13 protein-coding genes are annotated in these 17,521 nt (G+C 68.5%); 11 read left to right on the top strand and 2 right to left on the bottom strand.

Going from position 1 to position 17,521, the window contains the following annotated elements; all coding sequences use genetic code 11:
• Positions 1–113: 113 nt before the first annotated feature.
• On the top strand, positions 114–272 hold the full coding sequence (locus BM004_RS11720) for a DUF3309 family protein (RefSeq protein WP_093122295.1): 159 nt from the start codon (positions 114–116) through the stop codon (positions 270–272).
• 79 nt (positions 273–351) lie between these two features.
• Here the strand turns inward: BM004_RS11720 and hrpA are convergent, their stop codons facing one another.
• Entirely contained in the window at positions 352–4,134 is a 3,783-nt protein-coding gene (hrpA, locus tag BM004_RS11715; RefSeq protein ID WP_256219865.1) for an ATP-dependent RNA helicase HrpA, read from the bottom strand.
• Between the two features lie 505 nt (positions 4,135–4,639).
• Here hrpA and BM004_RS11710 point away from each other — a divergent pair.
• The 4 genes from BM004_RS11710 (at position 4,640) to BM004_RS11695 (ending at position 9,884) form a co-directional block, all read left to right on the top strand.
• Complete coding sequence (locus BM004_RS11710) at positions 4,640–6,700, top strand: AAA family ATPase (protein ID WP_093213376.1); 2,061 nt, start codon at positions 4,640–4,642, stop codon at positions 6,698–6,700.
• A 49-nt stretch (positions 6,701–6,749) separates the two neighbouring features.
• Positions 6,750–8,096 carry an amino-acid N-acetyltransferase gene (argA, locus tag BM004_RS11705; RefSeq protein WP_093122303.1) on the top strand — a complete coding sequence of 449 codons (1,347 nt, stop codon included), beginning with the start codon at positions 6,750–6,752 and terminating at the stop codon, positions 8,094–8,096.
• Between the two features lie 19 nt (positions 8,097–8,115).
• Positions 8,116–8,754 carry a LysE family translocator gene (locus tag BM004_RS11700; RefSeq protein ID WP_093122306.1) on the top strand — a complete coding sequence of 213 codons (639 nt, stop codon included), beginning with the start codon at positions 8,116–8,118 and terminating at the stop codon, positions 8,752–8,754.
• Positions 8,755–8,888: 134 nt separating this feature from the next.
• On the top strand, positions 8,889–9,884 hold the full coding sequence (locus BM004_RS11695; RefSeq protein WP_093213374.1) for a DUF3829 domain-containing protein: 996 nt from the start codon (positions 8,889–8,891) through the stop codon (positions 9,882–9,884).
• Positions 9,885–9,908: 24 nt separating this feature from the next.
• On the opposite strand, the gene BM004_RS11690 is transcribed toward BM004_RS11695, so the two are convergent.
• Entirely contained in the window at positions 9,909–10,925 is a 1,017-nt protein-coding gene (locus BM004_RS11690; RefSeq protein WP_371269255.1) for a zinc-dependent alcohol dehydrogenase family protein, read from the bottom strand.
• A 95-nt stretch (positions 10,926–11,020) separates the two neighbouring features.
• Here BM004_RS11690 and BM004_RS11685 point away from each other — a divergent pair, with 95 nt between their 5' ends.
• The 6 genes from BM004_RS11685 to prmB all read left to right on the top strand — a co-directional run bounded on the left by BM004_RS11685 (position 11,021) and on the right by prmB (position 17,419).
• Positions 11,021–11,929 (top strand): LysR family transcriptional regulator, encoded by a 909-nt coding sequence (locus BM004_RS11685; protein WP_256219864.1) that lies wholly within the window; start codon positions 11,021–11,023, stop codon positions 11,927–11,929.
• Between the two features lie 47 nt (positions 11,930–11,976).
• Positions 11,977–13,185: a succinyldiaminopimelate transaminase gene (gene dapC, locus BM004_RS11680; protein WP_093213370.1), complete on the top strand. Its 1,209-nt coding sequence runs from the start codon at positions 11,977–11,979 to the stop codon at positions 13,183–13,185.
• An 88-nt stretch (positions 13,186–13,273) separates the two neighbouring features.
• Positions 13,274–14,098, top strand: a complete 825-nt coding sequence (dapD, locus tag BM004_RS11675) for a 2,3,4,5-tetrahydropyridine-2,6-dicarboxylate N-succinyltransferase (RefSeq protein ID WP_093122315.1) — start codon at positions 13,274–13,276, stop codon at positions 14,096–14,098.
• Positions 14,099–14,168: 70 nt separating this feature from the next.
• A complete protein-coding gene (locus tag BM004_RS11670; protein WP_093122318.1) occupies positions 14,169–15,317 on the top strand; it encodes a PilT/PilU family type 4a pilus ATPase in 1,149 nt (382 codons plus the stop codon).
• Positions 15,318–15,356: 39 nt separating this feature from the next.
• On the top strand, positions 15,357–16,532 hold the full coding sequence (gene dapE / locus BM004_RS11665; protein WP_093213368.1) for a succinyl-diaminopimelate desuccinylase: 1,176 nt from the start codon (positions 15,357–15,359) through the stop codon (positions 16,530–16,532).
• Positions 16,529–17,419 (top strand): 50S ribosomal protein L3 N(5)-glutamine methyltransferase, encoded by an 891-nt coding sequence (prmB, locus tag BM004_RS11660; protein ID WP_093213365.1) that lies wholly within the window; start codon positions 16,529–16,531, stop codon positions 17,417–17,419. The genes dapE and prmB overlap by 4 nt, the downstream gene beginning before the upstream one ends.
• The last annotated feature ends 102 nt before the right edge of the window (positions 17,420–17,521 follow it).

The following is a 17,521-nucleotide window of genomic DNA, read 5'->3' as shown; positions in this document are numbered from 1 at the left end:
CGACACCCACGGTAGGACGAAAGATGACCGCCGAAGGGGCGACTCTCCGGCGATCCGCGCGACGTGGCGGGAGGAGCATCAAAGCTCATCACAACAACCGCCCTGGAGAAAACATGTCGCTCTCGTTCATTCTGCTGATCGTCCTGATCCTGATACTGATCGGCGCGCTGCCGAGCTGGGGCTACAGCCGGTCCTGGGGCTACGGGCCCAGCGGCGGCGTCGGCCTCATCGTGGTGATCATCGTGATCCTCGTGCTCATGGGACGCATATAGGCCCTGGTGCCGGCTTGGCCGGCACATAAGGAAAAGCCCGCGCGAGCGGGCTTTTTCACGTCTGCAGCTGCCACGCCGTTCAGGCCTGCAGCTGCGCCCATGCCTTGTCCAGCCGCTTCACGCTCACCGGCTGCGGCGTGCGCAGCTCCTGCGCGAAGAAGCTCACCCGCAACTCTTCAAGCAGCCAGCGGAATTCGAGCATGCGGTCGTCCACCACGCCCTTGCGCTCGGCCACCAGGCGCCAGTAGCGCTGGTCCTGCGGCTTCAGCTCGGCCAGCTTGGCGGCGTCGCGCGCGGGGTCGGCGCGCAGCTTGTCCAGGCGCAGCACGATCGCCTTCAGGTAGCGCGCAAAGTGCTGCAGCTGCGTCCACGGCGCATCGGCGATGAAGCGCTTGCCGACCAGGCGCTGCAGCTGCTGCGCGGCGTCCTGCACGGCCTCGGGCTGGATCTTGGTGTCCTTGATCTTGCGCGCCGCGGCGGCGTACTCCACCAGGATGGTCGAGGCGAGCCGCGCCACCTCGTTGGCGATCAGCGTGAGGCGCCCTCGCCCCTCCTCCAACCGCTTCTTGAACGCGAACTCGTCGGTCGGCAGTGGCTCCTGCAGAAAAGCCCGGTCGATCGCCACGTCGATGATCTGCGTGCGCAGCTCTTCGGAGGTGCCCAGCGGCATGTAGGCCACCGACATCTTCTGCAGGTCGGGGATGTTCTTCTCGAGGTACTTGAGCGCGTCCTTCAGCTGCAGCGCGAACAGGCGGCGCAGGCCCGCGCGGTGCTTGGCGGCGGCCACGGCGGGCTCGTCGAACACCTCGATGGTCACCGCGTCGCCTTCGTCGCGCAGCGCCGGGAAGCCGATGAGCGACTGCGCACCGCGCCGCACTTCCATCAGCTCGGGCAGCTCGCCGAAGGTCCAGGCCGTGTAGCGCTGGCCGGCGGGCAGTGCGGCGGGCGCGGGTGCGGTTGCCACCTTCGACGATGCCTTGGCACCGTCTTCGGGAGCGGCCGCCTTCTTCTCGGGCGACGCCTTCACGTTCAGCCCCGCCAGCGCCTGGAACGCACCGCGTGCCTGCGCGCCCAGCTCGGCCTTCAGCGCGCCCAGGTTGCGCCCCATGCCCAGCTGCCGGCCGTGCTCGTCGATCACGCGCAGGTTCATGAACAGGTGCGGCGGCAGCATGTCGAGCTTGAAGTCGGCGCGCTTCACGTCGATGCTGGTCATGTCGCGCACGCGCTTGAGCAGCACGTCGGTCAGCGAACCCGCGCCGAACGCCTCGGGCGCCGACAGTTCTTCCGCCAGCTTCGACGCCGACTCGGGCAGCGGCACCAGCCGCGAGCGCGGGCGCTGCGGCAGGCTCTTGAGCAGCGCCTGGATCTTGTCCTTGAGCATGCCCGTCACCAGCCATTCGCAGCGCTCCTCGCTCACCTGGTTCAGCACGAACAGCGGCACGCTGACCGTGAGGCCGTCCTTCGCGTCGCCGGGTTCGTGCAGGTAGGTGGCCGCGCAGTCCACGCCGCCCAGGCGCATCGTGGCCGGGAACGACTGCGTCGTGATGCCCGCGGCCTGGTGGCGCATGAGTTCGTCGCGTGTCAGGAACAGCAGGCGCGGCTGGTCCCTGGAGGCTGGGCGGTACCAGCTCTCGAAGCTGATGCCGCTGGCCACGTCGGCGGGCAGTTGCGCGTCGTAGAAGGCGAAGATCAGCTCGTCGTCGACCAGCACGTCCTGCCGGCGCGACTTGTGCTCCAGCCCCTCGACCTCGCGCACCAGCTTGCGGTTGGCCTGCAGGAACGCGAACTTCGTTTCCCACTGGCCGGCAACCAGCGCCTCGCGGATGAAGATCTCGCGCGCAGCGATCGGGTCGACCTTGGTGAAATCGACGCGCCGCCCGCTGTACACCACCAGCCCGTAGAGCGTGGCGCGCTCCAGCGCCGACACCTGCGCGCCCTTCTTCTCCCAGTGCGGGTCGAGCAGCTGCTTCTTCAGCAAGTGCCCCGCCACCTGCTCGAGCCACTGCGGCTCGATGTTGGCCACGCCGCGCCCGAAGAGCCGCGTCGTCTCGACCAGCTCGGCCGCGACGATCCAGCGCCCCGGTTTCTTCTTCAGGTGCGCGCCGGGGTGCTTGTAGAACTTGATGCCACGCGCGCCAAGGTAGGCCTCGTCGTCCTCCAGCTTCCAGCCGATGTTGCCGAGCAGGCCCGAGAGCATCGACAGGTGCAGCGGCTCGTAGCCCGCGGGCTCGCCGTTGATGCGCCACTTGTGCTCGGTGACGACCGTGAGCAGCTGCGAGTGGATGTCGCGCCATTCGCGCACGCGGCGGATGTTGATGAAGTTCTGCCGCAGCAGCTGCTCGTACTGGCGGTTGCTGAGCTTTTGCGTGTCCCCGTGGCCGCCGCGCGCGTCGGCGATCCACTTCCACAGCCGCAGGTAGCCGCTGAACTCGCTCTTCTCGTCGTCGAACTTCGAATGCGCCTGGTCGGCCTGCTGTTGCGCTTCCATCGGGCGGTCGCGCACGTCCTGCACGCTCAGCGCCGACGCGATGATCAGCACCTCTTCGAGCGCGCCGCGGGCGCGGGCTTCGAGGATCATTCGGCCGACGCGCGGGTCGAGCGGCAGCCGCGACAACTCGGCGCCCGTTTGCGTCAGTTCGTTGGCGTCGTCGACGGCACCGAGCTCGTTGAGCAACTGGTAGCCGTCGGCAATCGCACGCGGCGACGGCGCTTCCAGGAACGGAAAGCGCGCCACGTCGCCCAGGCGCAGCGACTTCATCCGCAGGATCACGCCGGCCAGCGACGAACGCAGGATTTCCGGGTCGGTGAAGCGCGGACGGCCGTCGAAATCCTTCTCGTCGTACAGACGGATGCAGATGCCGTTCGCCACGCGGCCGCAACGGCCGGCGCGCTGGTTGGCCGCCGCCTGGCTGATCGGCTCGACCAGCAGCTGCTCGACCTTGCTGCGGAAGCTGTAGCGCTTCACGCGCGCCGTGCCGGTGTCGATCACGTAGCGGATGCCCGGCACCGTGAGCGAGGTCTCGGCCACGTTGGTGGCCAGCACGATGCGCCGGCCGTTGTGGCTTTCGAAGATGCGGTCCTGCTCGGGGCCCGACAGCCGCGCGAACAGCGGCAGCACCTCGGCGCTGCGAAACAGCGGCTGGTGGCTGACGTGGCGGCGCAGGTGGTCGGCGGCTTCGCGGATCTCGCGCTCGCCGGGCAGGAAGATCAGGATGTCGCCCGCGTTGTGCGGGTCGCGCCAGAGCTCGTCGACCGCGTCGGCAATGGCGTCGTTCAGGTCGTGCTCGCGCGACTCCTCGAACGGCCGGTAGCGCTGCTCCACCGGAAAGGTGCGCCCCGACACCATGATGGTCGGCGCCGGCCCCTTGGCCGAGGCGAAGTGCTGCGCGAAGCGGTCGGCGTCGATGGTGGCCGAGGTGACGATCACCTTCAGGTCGGGCCGGCGCGGCAGGATCTCGCGCAGGTAGCCCAGCAGGAAGTCGATGTTCAGCGAGCGCTCGTGCGCCTCGTCGATGATCAGCGTGTCGTAGGCCTTCAGCAGCGGGTCGGTCTGCGTCTCGGCCAGCAGGATGCCGTCGGTCATGAGCTTGACCGAGGCGTCGCGGCTCAGCCGGTCCTGGAAACGCACCTTGAAGCCGACCACGTCGCCCAGCGGCGTCTTCAGCTCTTCGGCGATGCGCTTGGCCACCGAGCTTGCGGCAATGCGCCGCGGCTGCGTGTGGCCGATCAGGCGGCCCTTGCCGGGCTCGGCGTTGAGCTTGCCGCGGCCCAGCGCGAGCGCGATCTTCGGCAGCTGCGTGGTCTTGCCCGAGCCCGTTTCACCGCAGACGATCACCACCTGGTGCGCCGAGATGGCGTCCATGATTTCGTCGCGCCTGGCGGAGACAGGGAGCGATTCGGGAAACTCGATTCGAAGGGGTGCGGAGGGGGTCGTGGTCGTCAAGGGAAGGCAGTCGTCAAGCTGTCGCGGCGGGCGAGCCGTCGATTATCGGTGCGCGGGATGGCTGTTGCACGGCTTCCACAGTGCGTCGGCCAGGCTACGGGCCACGGCGTAAATATTCTTTACTCAAATGTTAACCGCCGCTACGATCGCGTCCATGTCTCATCGCCTTGCTCCCACCCCTTTGCGCCGCCGCCGCGCAAGCCACGCGCTCGCCGCGCGTGGCCGGGTCAAGCTGCCTCGACCAGCCTAGCTGGCCTGGCCGGCCCGCCCGGCCTAACACGCCCGACCCGCCTGCCCCGCCTGTTGCGTGTCCCGCGCGCTTCAAGCACGCAAGCGCCCCGACAACGCCCCCACGCGCCGTTCGCCGGCTCCTTCGCTGGAAGGAGCACGCCGTTGCGTACCCGTTCGATCGAGAAGAAACACCATGGCCAAAGACATCCAATCCCATTCCGATTCCAGTTCCAGTTCCCGCACATGCCTGCACGCCGCGCTGTCCGAGCGCACGCGCCACCTGCAGGCCGCCGCCGAGGCCCTGAAGGCCGAGCTCTTCGGCATCGACGACATCATCGACCGCGTGATCGATTCGCTGCGCGCCTGGTATGTGCTGCCGCAGCTCATCAGCCGCCCCGTCATCGTCTGCCTCTGGGGCTTGACCGGCACCGGCAAGACGCAACTGGTGCGCCGCCTTGCGCAGCACCTGGGCTTCTACGACCGCTTCATCGAGGTGCAGATGGACGGCTTCAGCCACGGCTCGGGCTACAGCAGCCGCGGCGCCATCTCGGCCATGCTGGCCGAATCGGGCATCGCCGAAGGCACGCCCGGCATCCTGGTGCTCGACGAGTTCCAGCGCTTTCGCACCGTCGACGACAAGGGCCACGACGCCAAGGTAGAGCGCTACCAGGACGTGTGGGCGCTGCTGTCCGACGGCCGCCTGCCGCCCGCGCTGTCGCTGCTGGGCGAAATCGAGTCCTCGCTTGCGGAAGCCGCGTACGAGCAGGACCGCGACGGCGCCGCCGGCAAGAAGAAGGCCCACAGGAAGCGCAAGCTGCACCTGTCGCCGTGGGAGGCACAGGAGGTCAAGCGCTGCCTGAAGCTGTCGGAAACGCTGCTGCAGATCATGGCGTGGAAGCCCACCGAGGTGCAGGCGCGCCTGCGTGCCTTTCGCGATGCGCAGCAGAGCTGGGAGACCGACTACAGCAAGCTGCTGGTGTTCGTCTCGGGCAACCTCGACGAGATGTACGCCGAGACGGCGCGCCGCGTCGAAGACTGCGACACCGACGCCGACATCTTCCATGCGCTGACCAGGAAGCTCTCGATCATCGACGTGAAGAAGGCGCTGGCCGAGCGCTTTCGCCCCGAGCAGATCGCGCGGCTGGGCAACAACCACGTGATCTACCCCTCGTTCAACCGCGCGACCTATGTGCGGCTCATCCTGTCGATCTGCGACGGCTACGTGAGCGAGATCCAGGACAGCTCGGGCGTGCGCTTCGTGCTCGACGCGAGCGTGTACGAGCAGATCTATGCCAACGCCGTGTTCCCGGCGCAGGGCACGCGCCCGCTGTTCTCGTCGATCCACGCGATCCTGAGCGCGACGCTGGTCAACGCCGCGTTGTGGGCGCTGGCACAAGCCAGCGATGGCAAGAAGGTCAACAACGACAGCGAACCCGTGTGGCTCACGCTGGAGGCGGACATGTCGTGCATCACCGCGAAGTACCACGAGGCGCGACGACGGTTCCCGGTGGCGCTGGAGCTCAACCGCCTCAAGCAGCGCTCGAACGAGGACTTCCGCGCCCTGCTCGCGGTGCACGAGGCCGGCCACGGCGTGGCCTACGGCCTGCTGTTCGATCGCGCGCCGCAGGAAATCAAGATCAACGTGGCCTCGTTCGAAGGCGGCTACAACAGCTACGAGCAGCGCAAGGCGTGGTCGAAACAGAACCTGCGCGACTGCATCTGCGTGAGCCTCGCGGGCCGCGCGGCCGAGCAACTGGTGTTCGGCGACCAAGCCTGCACCGCCGGCGCCACGCAGGACTTCCTGCAGGCCACGGCGCACGCGGCGCAGTACGTGCGCCACCACGCCTTCGGCACGCGCCTGAGCCGCACCGACATCGCGAACGACCCGCAGGACAACGTCAATACCGACATCGAGGCGACCAACGCCGAGATCGAGGCGCTGCTGGTGCACGAGCATGCGCGCGCCCTGGCGCTGCTGCAGGCGCACGTGCCGGCGCTGATGGCGGTGGTCGACGCGCTGATGCGCGAAGGCTCGATCGCGCCGGCCCGGCTGGCCGCGATGCTCGGGCTGCCGGAACCGTTGGCCAATGCCGTCCCTTCAGGCGGCGCGACGGGTCCGGCAACCGACGCCTACGCGGCGCTGCTGGGCACCTTCCGCGCGCGTCACGCCGAGCCCTCGGCGCCTCCGTTCGCCAAGGGCGACGGGGCCTCTTTTCCCGCCAGCGCAGCGCGCGTGTTGCGCGCAATCGCTTGAATCGCCCGAGTCAGGCAAATGACGTCTCATGAATGCACAATCACGCCCCATGTCCACCGTCTTCAATTTCACCTTCGTGCCGTGGTTCCGCTCGGTCGCGCCCTACATCCACACGCACCGCGGTAAGACTTTCGTGGTCGGGCTCGCGGGCGAGGCGATCGCTGCGGGCAAGCTGCAGAACATCGCGCAGGACCTGGCGCTGATCCAGAGCATGGGCGTGAAGATCGTGCTGGTGCACGGCTTCCGTCCGCAGGTCAACGAGCAGCTCGCGGCCAAGGGCCACGAAGCGAAGTACTCGCACGGCATCCGCATCACCGACGAGGTGGCGCTCGACTCCGCGCAGGAAGCCGCCGGCCAGCTGCGCTACGAGATCGAGGCCGCCTTCAGCCAAGGCCTGCCGAACACGCCCATGGCCGGTTCCACGGTGCGCGTGATCTCGGGCAACTTCATCACCGCGCGCCCCGTGGGCGTGGTCGACGGGGTGGACTTCAAGCATTCGGGCCTGGTGCGCAAGGTCGACTCGTCGGGCATCCGCCGCACGCTCGACTTCGGCGCCATGGTGCTGATGTCGCCCTTCGGTTTTTCGCCCACCGGCGAAGCCTTCAACCTGACGATGGAAGAAGTGGCGACCAGCGTGGCCATTTCCATCCAGGCCGACAAGCTGATCTTCCTGACCGAGATCCCGGGCATCCGCATGGACAGCGAACTGCCCGAGAGCGAGGACAACCCGATCGACACCGAGCTGCCGCTGGACGCCGCCGAGAAGCTGCTCGCCTCGCTGCCGCCCGCGCAGAAGCCGACGGACACGGCCTTCTACCTGCAGCACTGCGTGAAGGCCTGCAAGGCCGGCGTGGAGCGCAACCACATCCTGCCGTTCGCGCTCGACGGCTCGCTGCTGCTGGAGGTGTACGTGCACGACGGCGTGGGCACCATGGTGATCGACGAGAAGCTCGAGAGCCTGCGCGAAGCCTCGGTGGACGACATCGGCGGCATCCTGCAGCTGATCGAGCCCTTCGAGCGCGACGGCACGCTGGTCAAGCGCGACCGCACCGAGATCGAACGCGACGTGGGCCACTACACGGTGATCGAGCACGACGGCGTGATCTTCGGCTGCGCCGCGCTCTACCCCTACCCCGAGGCGCGCACCGCCGAGATGGCCGCGCTCACGGTGTCGCCGCAATCGCAGTCGCAGGGCGACGGCGAACGCATCCTCAAGCGGATCGAGCACCGCGCCAAGGCCATGGGCTTCGACAGCATCTTCGTGCTCACCACGCGCACGATGCACTGGTTCCTCAAGCGCGGCTTCCAGCAGGTCAACCCCGACTGGCTGCCCGAGGCGCGCAAGCGCAAGTACAACTGGGACCGCAAGAGCCAGGTGCTGGTCAAGAAGATCTGACGACGGAGGAGTACCCACGATGACGCTCGCCACCGCCCTGCTCTTCGCCATCGTGGCCTTCGCCGCCATCGCCACGCCCGGCCCCACGGTGCTGCTGGCGTTGAGCAACGGTTCGCGCCACGGCGTGCGCCGCGCGCTGCCGGGCATGCTCGGCGCGGTGCTGTCGGACTTCGTGCTGGTCGGCGCGGTGGCGCTGGGCCTGGGCGCGCTGCTGGCGGCGTCGGAGTTCTGGTTCTCGATGCTGAAATGGGTCGGCGCGGCGTACTTGGCGTGGCTGGGCCTGCGCATGCTGCGCTCCAGGGGCGGCCTGCAGCTGCCGGCGGCCGATGCGGCACCGTCGGTCTCGGCGCATGAGAGCCGGCGCATCTTCTTCAAGTCCTTCCTCGTGGCGGTGACCAACCCCAAGGGCTACATCTTCTGCTCGGCGCTGCTGCCGCAGTTCATCGACCCGTCGGCCGCGCAGGCGCCGCAGTACCTCGTGATCGCGCTGATCTTCGCGGGCCTGGACATGACGGTGATGCTGGCCTACGCCTTCGTCGGCGCCCGCGCGATCCGCCTGCTCACCGTGTCGGCCACGCGCTGGATCGACCGCGCCTGCGGCGGCATGCTGCTGGCGCTGGCCGGCTCGCTGGCGTTCTACCGCCGCAGCGCGGCCTGAGCTGCGCGCCCCTGACGGCCGCAACCGCGCGGCTGTCCACCCTGATGTTTCCCCGGGGCCTCGCGGCCCCGACGATTTCTCGGCAAGCCGGGTACGGCTTGCCTGCGCATTTCTTTAACGGAGGAAAAGTAAGAATGAAGTACTGGACGATCCTGGGAGCCACCTTTGTCACCGCCTCGGCGCTCCTTGCCGGCTGCAGCGACAACAAATCGGGCGACACGCAACAGGCCTCGCAGGGCAAGCCCGCGCAGGCTGCCAACGAGCAGCAGCTGGTCGAGAAATACAACATCTACGTCGACGTGTCGAACAACCTGCGCACCTCGTTCCAGCAGGCGCGCGCGGAGTACATCGCGCAGCAGGTGCCGCTGCTCGAAGCCAAGGCGCCGCTGACCAGCCTGCGCATCCAGAACGACATCTTTGTCGACCGCTCCGCCAGGAAGCTCGACGCCGCCGTGGCCATTGCCGCGCCGCTGCCCGAGATCGACGAGCCGGCCAAGGCGTTTTCCGCCGCGCTCAAGGTGCTGTCGCCGCTGAGCCGCGAGCTGAACAACTACGCGAATTCGAAGGGCTACCTTGCCGACAACGGCGACAAGGCGCGCCAGCTGAACAAGGACTACCTGGCCGCGCTCACCGGCGTCGCCACGGCCGAAGCCGCTTTCGACGACGGCCTGGGCGCGCGCGACCGGGCGCTGACCAAGGAAGCCTTCGAAAAGGCGCCCAAGGACACCGCGGCCTACTACCGCGCCGGGCTCATCTACCACGGCAAGCTCAACCACAACGACGCCAACGCGCTGTTCGAATCGCCCAACGACCCGAAGGCGCTCGCCGCCTTCGAGGCCTCGCTGGCGCTGGTGGCCGAGTCGGCGGCGGGCTGGAGCCAGAAGATGAGCGAGCAATCGGCCAAGAGCGGCAGGAGCTGCGACGGCGGCATGCTGCACATCAACGAGTTCATCGGCCAGTCGCGCTCGATGGTCAAGAACATCAAGGACGGCGTGTTCAAGCGCACCGAAACCGGCGTGATGGCGCGCATGCCCGCGCACATGCGCAGCTCCAGCATCGTCAGCTCGGCCAACCGCTACAACCAGAACTTCGCCAACATGATCGGCCAGTTCAACCATCCGTCGTGCTGAACCGGCGCGGCGCCTGCGCGGTGTTCAGGCCGACACGTCGACCACGACGCGGCCCCGGGCCGTGCCGGCTTCAACGGCCTCGTGGGCCGAAGTGGCCTCCTCCAGGCTGAAGCGGCGCGCGTCCATCAGCGGCACGAGCCGCCCGCCCTCCACCAGGCGGGTGGCCGCCTCCAGGATCTCGCCGTGGTGGGCGCGCCCGCGGCCCGTGATCATCGGCAGCAGCGTGAACACGCCCGAGTAGGTCGCCGCGCGGAACGAGAGCGGCGCCAGCTTGTGCGTGCCCCAGCCCAGGCAGCTGACCACATGGCCGCCGTAGCGGCGCGCGGCCGAGAACGAGGCGTCGAGCACCGCGCCGCCGACCGTGTCGTAGACCACGTCGAAGCCCTCGCCTGCGGTGTGCCGCGCCACGTAGTCGTCGACCGATGTCGCCGTGTAGTCGATGGGCGTCGCACCGAAGCGGCGAATGGTTTCCGCTTGCGCGGGCCCGCCGGTGGCGAACACCTCGGCGCCCAGCGACACCGCCAGCTGCACCGCCATGTGCCCGACGCCGCCCGCGCCGCCGTGCACCAGCACCTTCTGGCCGGCCTGCGTGCGGGCGCGGTCGACCAGGCCTTCCCATGCCGTGATGAACACCAGCGGCAGGCCCGCCGCCTCGCGCATGCCGAGGTTGTGCGGCTTCAGCGCGAGCAGGTCGGCGTCCACCGCCGCGTACTCGGCGAGCGTGCCCTGCAGCCCGCCGATGCCGCCGGCCATGCCGTAGACCTCGTCGCCGCGCTTGAACCGGCTCACGCCGGGGCCGACCGCCTCGACCACGCCCGCCAGGTCCATGCCCAGCACCGAGGGCAGCGGCTGTTGCGCGTGGGCCGCCTGGCCGGCGCGGATCTTGGTGTCCAGCGGGTTCACGCCGCTGGCGTGGATGCGCACCAGCACCTGGCCCCGGGCCGGCACGGGACGGTCGAGCCGGGCGATGCGAAAGGGCTGGGCGGCGGCGTCGAGAACGGCGGCGCGCATGGTCGGAGAAGGCGTTGTCATCGTGGTCATGGCGAAATTCCTTGCTTGGGTTGGATCGATGGGTCGATTGTTCGATCTACACAACTGCAAGTAAATTGACAGAATTGCAGCCGTATCATTCAAAAATGAATGACGAAATCCGAGCACCGGCCGCACCGGCCTCTCCAGCCGCGCCGATGGAATGGAGCGACGTGCGGGTGTTCCTCGCCATCGCCCGCAGCGGCACGCTGATGGGCGCCGCGCGCCAGACCGGCCTGTCGCAGCCGACCATGGGCCGGCGCCTGAAGGCGCTCGAGGTCGCCCTGTCGCTCACGCTGTTCCAGCGCACCAGCGAGGGCTTCGTGCTCACGGCCGAGGGCGAATCGGTGCTCGGCCACGCCGAGCGCATGGAGGAACAGGCGCTCGCCTTCCAGCGCGAACTCGCGGGCAGCGAACAGCAGCTCGAAGGCGCGCTGCGCGTGTCGTCCTCCGACTGGTTCGGCGTGTACGTGCTGTCGCCAGTGCTGGCGGGCTTCCTGCGGGAGCATCCTGGCGTCGGCATCGAGCTGCTGACCGACGCGCGCCTGCTGAACCTGGCGCGCCGCGAGGCCGACCTGGTGTTCCGCATCCAGCCTTTCGACGAGCCGTACATCATCCAGCGCAAGCTGATGCACCTGGACTACGCGCTCTACACCGCGGCAGGCCAGCCGCATCCCGCCGCCGGCGACGGCGAAGGCAGCGCGCTGGTCACGCTCGACAGCGCCTACCGCGACTTTCCCGATGCGGTATGGCTGCGGCGCATGCTGCCGAACGCCCGAACCGCCTTCGGCAGCAACAACCGCGAGGCGCAGGCCCGGCTGTGCGCCGCCGGCATCGGCCTGGCCGTGCTGCCCCTGGCGCTGGGCGAGCAGACGCCCGGCATCGAGCGCGTGGACCTCGGCGAACCGCCCCCGGGACGCGACGTGTGGCTGGGCTATCACCGCGACCTGCGGCGCCTTGCGCGGCTGCGGGCGCTGGTCGACCGGACCATCGACACGCTGGCGCAAGCGTCATGAGTCCCCGGCGTCACGGGGCGGCCACCCCGTCGCCGATAATCCCGGGCATGAATCCCTTGCTTTCCAGGTTGCAGCCCTATCCCTTCGAGCGGCTGAAGCAACTGTTCGCGGGCGTCACGCCCAACCCAGAGTTCCCCGCCATCAGCCTGGGCATCGGCGAACCCAAGCACGCGACGCCCGCGTTCATCAAGGAAGCCCTGAGCGCCAGCCTCGGCGCGCTGGCCGCCTATCCGGCCACCGCCGGCGACCTGAAACTGCGCACTGCCTTCACCGACTGGCTGCAGACCCGCTACAGCCTCGCGCTCGACCCGGCCACGCAGGTGCTGCCGGTCAACGGCTCGCGCGAGGCGCTGTTCTCGCTGGCGCAAACCGTGATCGACCCGACCGTGTCGCCGCCGCCGGTGGTGATCTCGCCCAACCCGTTCTATCAAATCTACGAGGGTGCCGCCCTGCTCTCGGGCGCCGAGCCGTACTACGTGCCCAGCGTGCCCGCGCGCAACTTCGCGGTCGACTGGGACAGCGTGCCCGAGGCCGTGTGGGCCCGCACGCAGCTGGTGTTCGTGTGCTCGCCGGGCAACCCGACGGGCGCCGTCATGTCGCTGGACGAGTGGCGCAAGCTGTTCGCGCTGTCGGACCGCCACGGCTTCGTGATCGCGGCCGACGAGTGCTACAGCGAGATCTACTTCCGCGAAGAGCCCCCGCTCAGCGGCCTGGAGGCCTCGGTGAAGCTCGGCCGGCCCGACTTCAGGAACCTGATCGCGCTGACCTCGCTGTCCAAGCGCAGCAACGTGCCCGGCCTGCGCAGCGGCTTCGTGGCGGGCGACGCGGCCATCATCAAGAAGTTTCTGCTCTACCGCACCTACCACGGCAGCGCCATGAGCGGCACCGTGGGCGCGGCCAGCATCGCGGCCTGGGGCGACGAGGCCCACGTGGTCGAGAACCGCGCCATGTACCGCGCCAAGTTCGCGGCCGTCACGCCGCTGCTCGAACCGGTGCTCGACGTGCGCCTGCCCGACGCCAGTTTCTACCTCTGGGCCGGCGTGCCCGAAGTGTGGGCTGGCGACGACGAAGCCTTCGCCCGCGCGCTCTACGCTCAATACAATGTCACGGTCCTGCCGGGCAGCTATCTGGCGCGCGACACCTCCCACAGCGCCAACCCCGGCCGGGGCCGCATCCGCATGGCGCTGGTGGCCGAGACGGCCGAGTGCGTGGAGGCCGCCGAGCGCATCGTCCGCTTCGTCAAGGACGGCCGGTAACGACCCATTGGACCCCTTGCGGCCGCCGTGCCGTGAACCCGCCGCGCCCGCAGCCGAGCGCACCCATTTTTCACCCGAGACTTTCTCCATGACCCAGCAACTGCAACAAATCATCGACGCCGCGTGGGAAGACCGCGCCAACATCTCGCCCGCCGCCGCGCCCGCCGAAGTGCGCGACGCCGTCGAGCACGTGATCACCGAGCTCAACAACGGCAAGCTGCGCGTGGCCACCCGCGAGAGCGTGGGCCAGTGGACGGTGCACCAGTGGATCAAGAAGGCCGTGCTGCTGTCGTTCCGCCTGAAGGACAACGAGCAGATGCAGGCCGGCTCGCTCGGCTTCTACGACAAGGTGCCGACCAAGTTCTCGCACCTGTCGGCCAACGAGCTGAAGGAATCGGGCGTGCGCATCGTGCCGCCGGCCGTGGCCCGCCGCGGCAGCTTCATCGCCAAGGGCGCGATCCTGATGCCCTCGTACGTGAACATCGGCGCCTACGTGGGCGAAGGCACCATGGTCGACACCTGGGCCACCGTGGGTTCGTGCGCGCAGATCGGCGCCAACGTGCACCTGTCGGGCGGCGTCGGCATCGGCGGCGTGCTCGAGCCGCTGCAGGCCGGCCCCACCATCATCGAGGACAACTGCTTCATCGGCGCGCGCTCGGAAGTGGTCGAAGGCGTGGTGATCGAAGAGAACTCGGTGCTGTCGATGGGCGTCTTCATCGGCCAGAGCACCCCCATCTACGACCGCGCCACCGACACCGTCATGTACGGCCGCGTGCCCGCGGGCTCGGTGGTCGTGGCCGGCACGCTGCCCAAGCCGGGCGGCAAGTACAACACCTACGCAGCCATCATCATGAAGAAGGTCGACGCCAAGACGCGTTCGACCACCTCGCTGAACGACCTGCTGCGCGACTGATCCCGCCGGTCCCTCGCGGGACCGTGCCTGTTCCCTTGAAGAAAACAACAGCACCCGAGGAGAGAGTCAGATGAACATGATGGAGCGAATTCTTCGTTTGATGGCCGAGCGCAAGGCCTCCGACATCTACCTCTCTGCGCACTCCCCGGTGCTGATCCGCATCAACGGCAACTGCGTGCCCATCAACGCGCAGGTGCTGCCCGCCTCGGCGCCGCTGGCGCTGCTGTCCGAAGTGGTGCCCGCCGAGCGCATCCAGGAACTGGAAAGCACGGGCGAACTGAACATGGCCGTCGCCCTCGAAGGCGCCGGCAACTACCGTGTGAGCGCCATGCGCCAGCGCGGCAGCTACGCGGTGGTGGTGCGGCACATCGCCTCCACCATCCCGAGCTTCGCGGAGCTGAACCTGCCCGACATCCTGAAGACGCTCATCATGGAAAAGCGCGGGCTGATCCTGATGGTGGGCGCCACCGGCGCCGGCAAGACCACCACGCTGGCCTCGATGATCGACTACCGCAACGAGCACGCCAGCGGCCACATCCTCACCGTCGAGGAACCGATCGAGTTCACCTACACCAACAAGAAGTCGGTGGTGAACCAGCGCGACGTGGGCAGCGACACCGTCTCGCTGCAGACGGCGCTGAAGAACGCGCTGCGCCAGGCGCCCGACGTGATCCAGATCGGCGAAATCCGCGACCGCGACACCATGTCCGCCGCCATCGCGTACGCGCAGTCGGGCCACCTGTGCGTGGCCACGCTGCACGCCAACAACAGCTACCGCGCGCTGAACCGCATCCTGAGCTTCTACCCCGTCGAGGTGCGTCCCACGCTGTTGGGCGACCTGGGCGGCGCGCTGCGCGCCATCGTGTCGCAGCGCCTGCTGCGCACGCCGGTCGGCTCGCGCGTGCCGGCGCTCGAAGTCATGCTCAACACCGCGCTGGTGGCCGAGCTGATCGAGAAGGGCGACTTCTCCGGCGTCAAGGAGGCCATGGAAAAGTCGATGGCCGAAGGCTCGCAGACCTTCGAGGAAGACATTGCCCGCCTCGTCACCGAGGAGCGCGTGAGCCGCGAGGAAGGCCTGGCGCAAGCCGACTCTCCCACCAACCTGATGTGGCGCCTGCAGAACCGCGCGGCGCCCAAGCAGCAGGTCGACGACCGTCAGCTGACGGACCAGTTCGACGAACCCACCTTCACCGACATCACGCTCGACGTGAAGTTCTGACCCCAGCTCTCATTGCCGGCCCCAGCCGGCCTTTTTTCGATGTCCCGTACGCTCCAGCTCGCCGAACAACTCATCTCGCGCCCTTCCGTCACGCCTGACGACGCGGGCTGCCAGCAGATCCTCGGCGAGCGTCTGGCGCAACTGGGCTTCACGCTGGAAACCATCGAGAGCGGCCCGGCCGACTTTCGCGTGACCAACCTGTGGGCGGTGCGCCGCCCGGTGAATGCCAAGCGCAGCAAGACGCTGGTGTTCGCCGGCCACACCGACGTGGTGCCCACCGGCCCCGTCGAGCAGTGGACCAGCCACCCCTTCACCCCCACGCACCGCGACGGCAAGCTCTACGGCCGCGGCGCCTGCGACATGAAGACCTCGGTGGCGGCGTTCGTCGTGTCGATCGAAGAATTTTTGCAGGCCGAGCCCGACCCGCAGCTCACGCTGGCGCTGCTGCTCACCAGCGACGAGGAAGGCCCCGGCGTCGACGGCACCGTCATCGTGTGCAACGCGCTGGCCGCGCGCGGCGAGGTGGTCGACTACTGCATCGTCGGCGAGCCCACCGCGGTGGAGCGCTGCGGCGACATGATCAAGAACGGCCGCCGCGGCACCATGAGCGGCAAGCTCACGGTCAAGGGCGTGCAGGGCCACATCGCCTACCCGCACCTGGCGAAGAACCCGGTGCATTCGGTGGCGCCCGCGCTGGCCGAACTGGTGGCGCTGAACACCGCCGGCGGCTGGGACGCGGGCAACGCCTACTTCCAGCCGACCAGCTGGCAGATCAGCAATTTCCACTCGGGCACCGGCGCGAGCAACGTGATCCCGGGCAGTGCGGTGATCGACTTCAACTTCCGCTTCTCGACCGAATCGGCGCCCGAGTCGCTGCAGCAGCGCGTGCATGCCGTGCTCGACGCGCACCAGGTCGAGTACACGCTGGCCTGGACCATCGGCGGCCTGCCCTTCCTTACGACGCCGGGCGAGCTGGTCACGGCCGTGCAGGGCGCGATCCGCGAGGAGACCGGCATCGAGACCGAGCTGTCGACCAGCGGCGGCACCAGCGACGCGCGCTTCATCGCCAAGATCTGCAAGCAGGTGGTCGAGCTCGGCCCGGTGAACGCCAGCATCCACAAGATCGACGAGCACATCGACGTGGCCGAGATCGAGACGCTGAAGAACATCTACGTGCGCACCCTCAAGCAGTTGAACGCTGCGCTCGCCGCATGAGCACCGTCATCGAACTCATCGAGGCCGGCGCCAAGCGGCTCGAAGACGCCGGCGTGGCCTTCGGCCATGGCACGGCCAACGCCTTCGACGAAGCCGCCTGGCTGGTGCTGTGGCGCCTGAAGCTGCCGCTGGACGACATCGACGCCGTGGCCGACACGGCCGTGGCGCCCGCCGACGCCGCCAAGGTGGCCGCGCTCGTCGACGAGCGCATCGCCACGCGCAAGCCCGCGGCCTACCTCACCAAGGAGGCCTGGCTGCAGGGCGTTGCGTTCTACGTGGACGAGCGCGCCATCGTGCCGCGCAGCTTCATCGCCGAGCTGATTGCCGACGGCAGCATCGACTACTGGCTGGGCGAACACACGCAGCGCGTGCTGGACCTGTGCACCGGCAACGGCAGCCTCGCGGTGCTGGCGGCGCTCACCTACCCCGACGTGACGGTGGACGCGGCCGACCTGTCGGTCGAAGCGCTCGAGGTGGCGGCCATCAACGTCACGCGCCATGAGCTGGACGCGCGCGTCACGCTGATCGAATCGGACGGCCTGAACAACGTGCCCGGCCCCTACGACCTGGTGCTGTGCAACCCGCCTTACGTGAACAGCGAGAGCATGGCCGCCCTGCCCGCCGAATACCGCGCCGAGCCCGAACTGGCGCTGGCCGGCGGCACCGACGGCATGGACTTCGTGCGCCGGCTGTTCGCCGACGCGCCAGCGCGCATGAGCGAACGCGCCGTGCTGGTGCTGGAAATCGGCAACGAGCGCGACTATTTCGAGGCGGCGTTTCCGCAGCTCGAGGTGGTCTGGCTCGAAACCTCGGCGGGCGAGGACCAGGTCTTGCTTGTGACCCGCAGCGCCCTGGCCGAGTTGGTGGCCGGCGCCAGCGCGCGTTAGCGGCGCCGGTCCAAGCCCCCAAGCCCCCAAGCCCCCAAGCCCCCAAGCCTTCTTCCGCCGCTTTCGCGCAGCCAATGGCTGCGATCCCCGGTTTCCAGGCGA

The organism is Variovorax sp. OK212 (genome assembly GCF_900112425.1).
Lineage (GTDB): Bacteria > Pseudomonadota > Gammaproteobacteria > Burkholderiales > Burkholderiaceae_C > Variovorax.
Note: the sequence above shows the minus strand (reverse complement) of the source record. Positions and strands in the feature narration are given on the sequence as shown.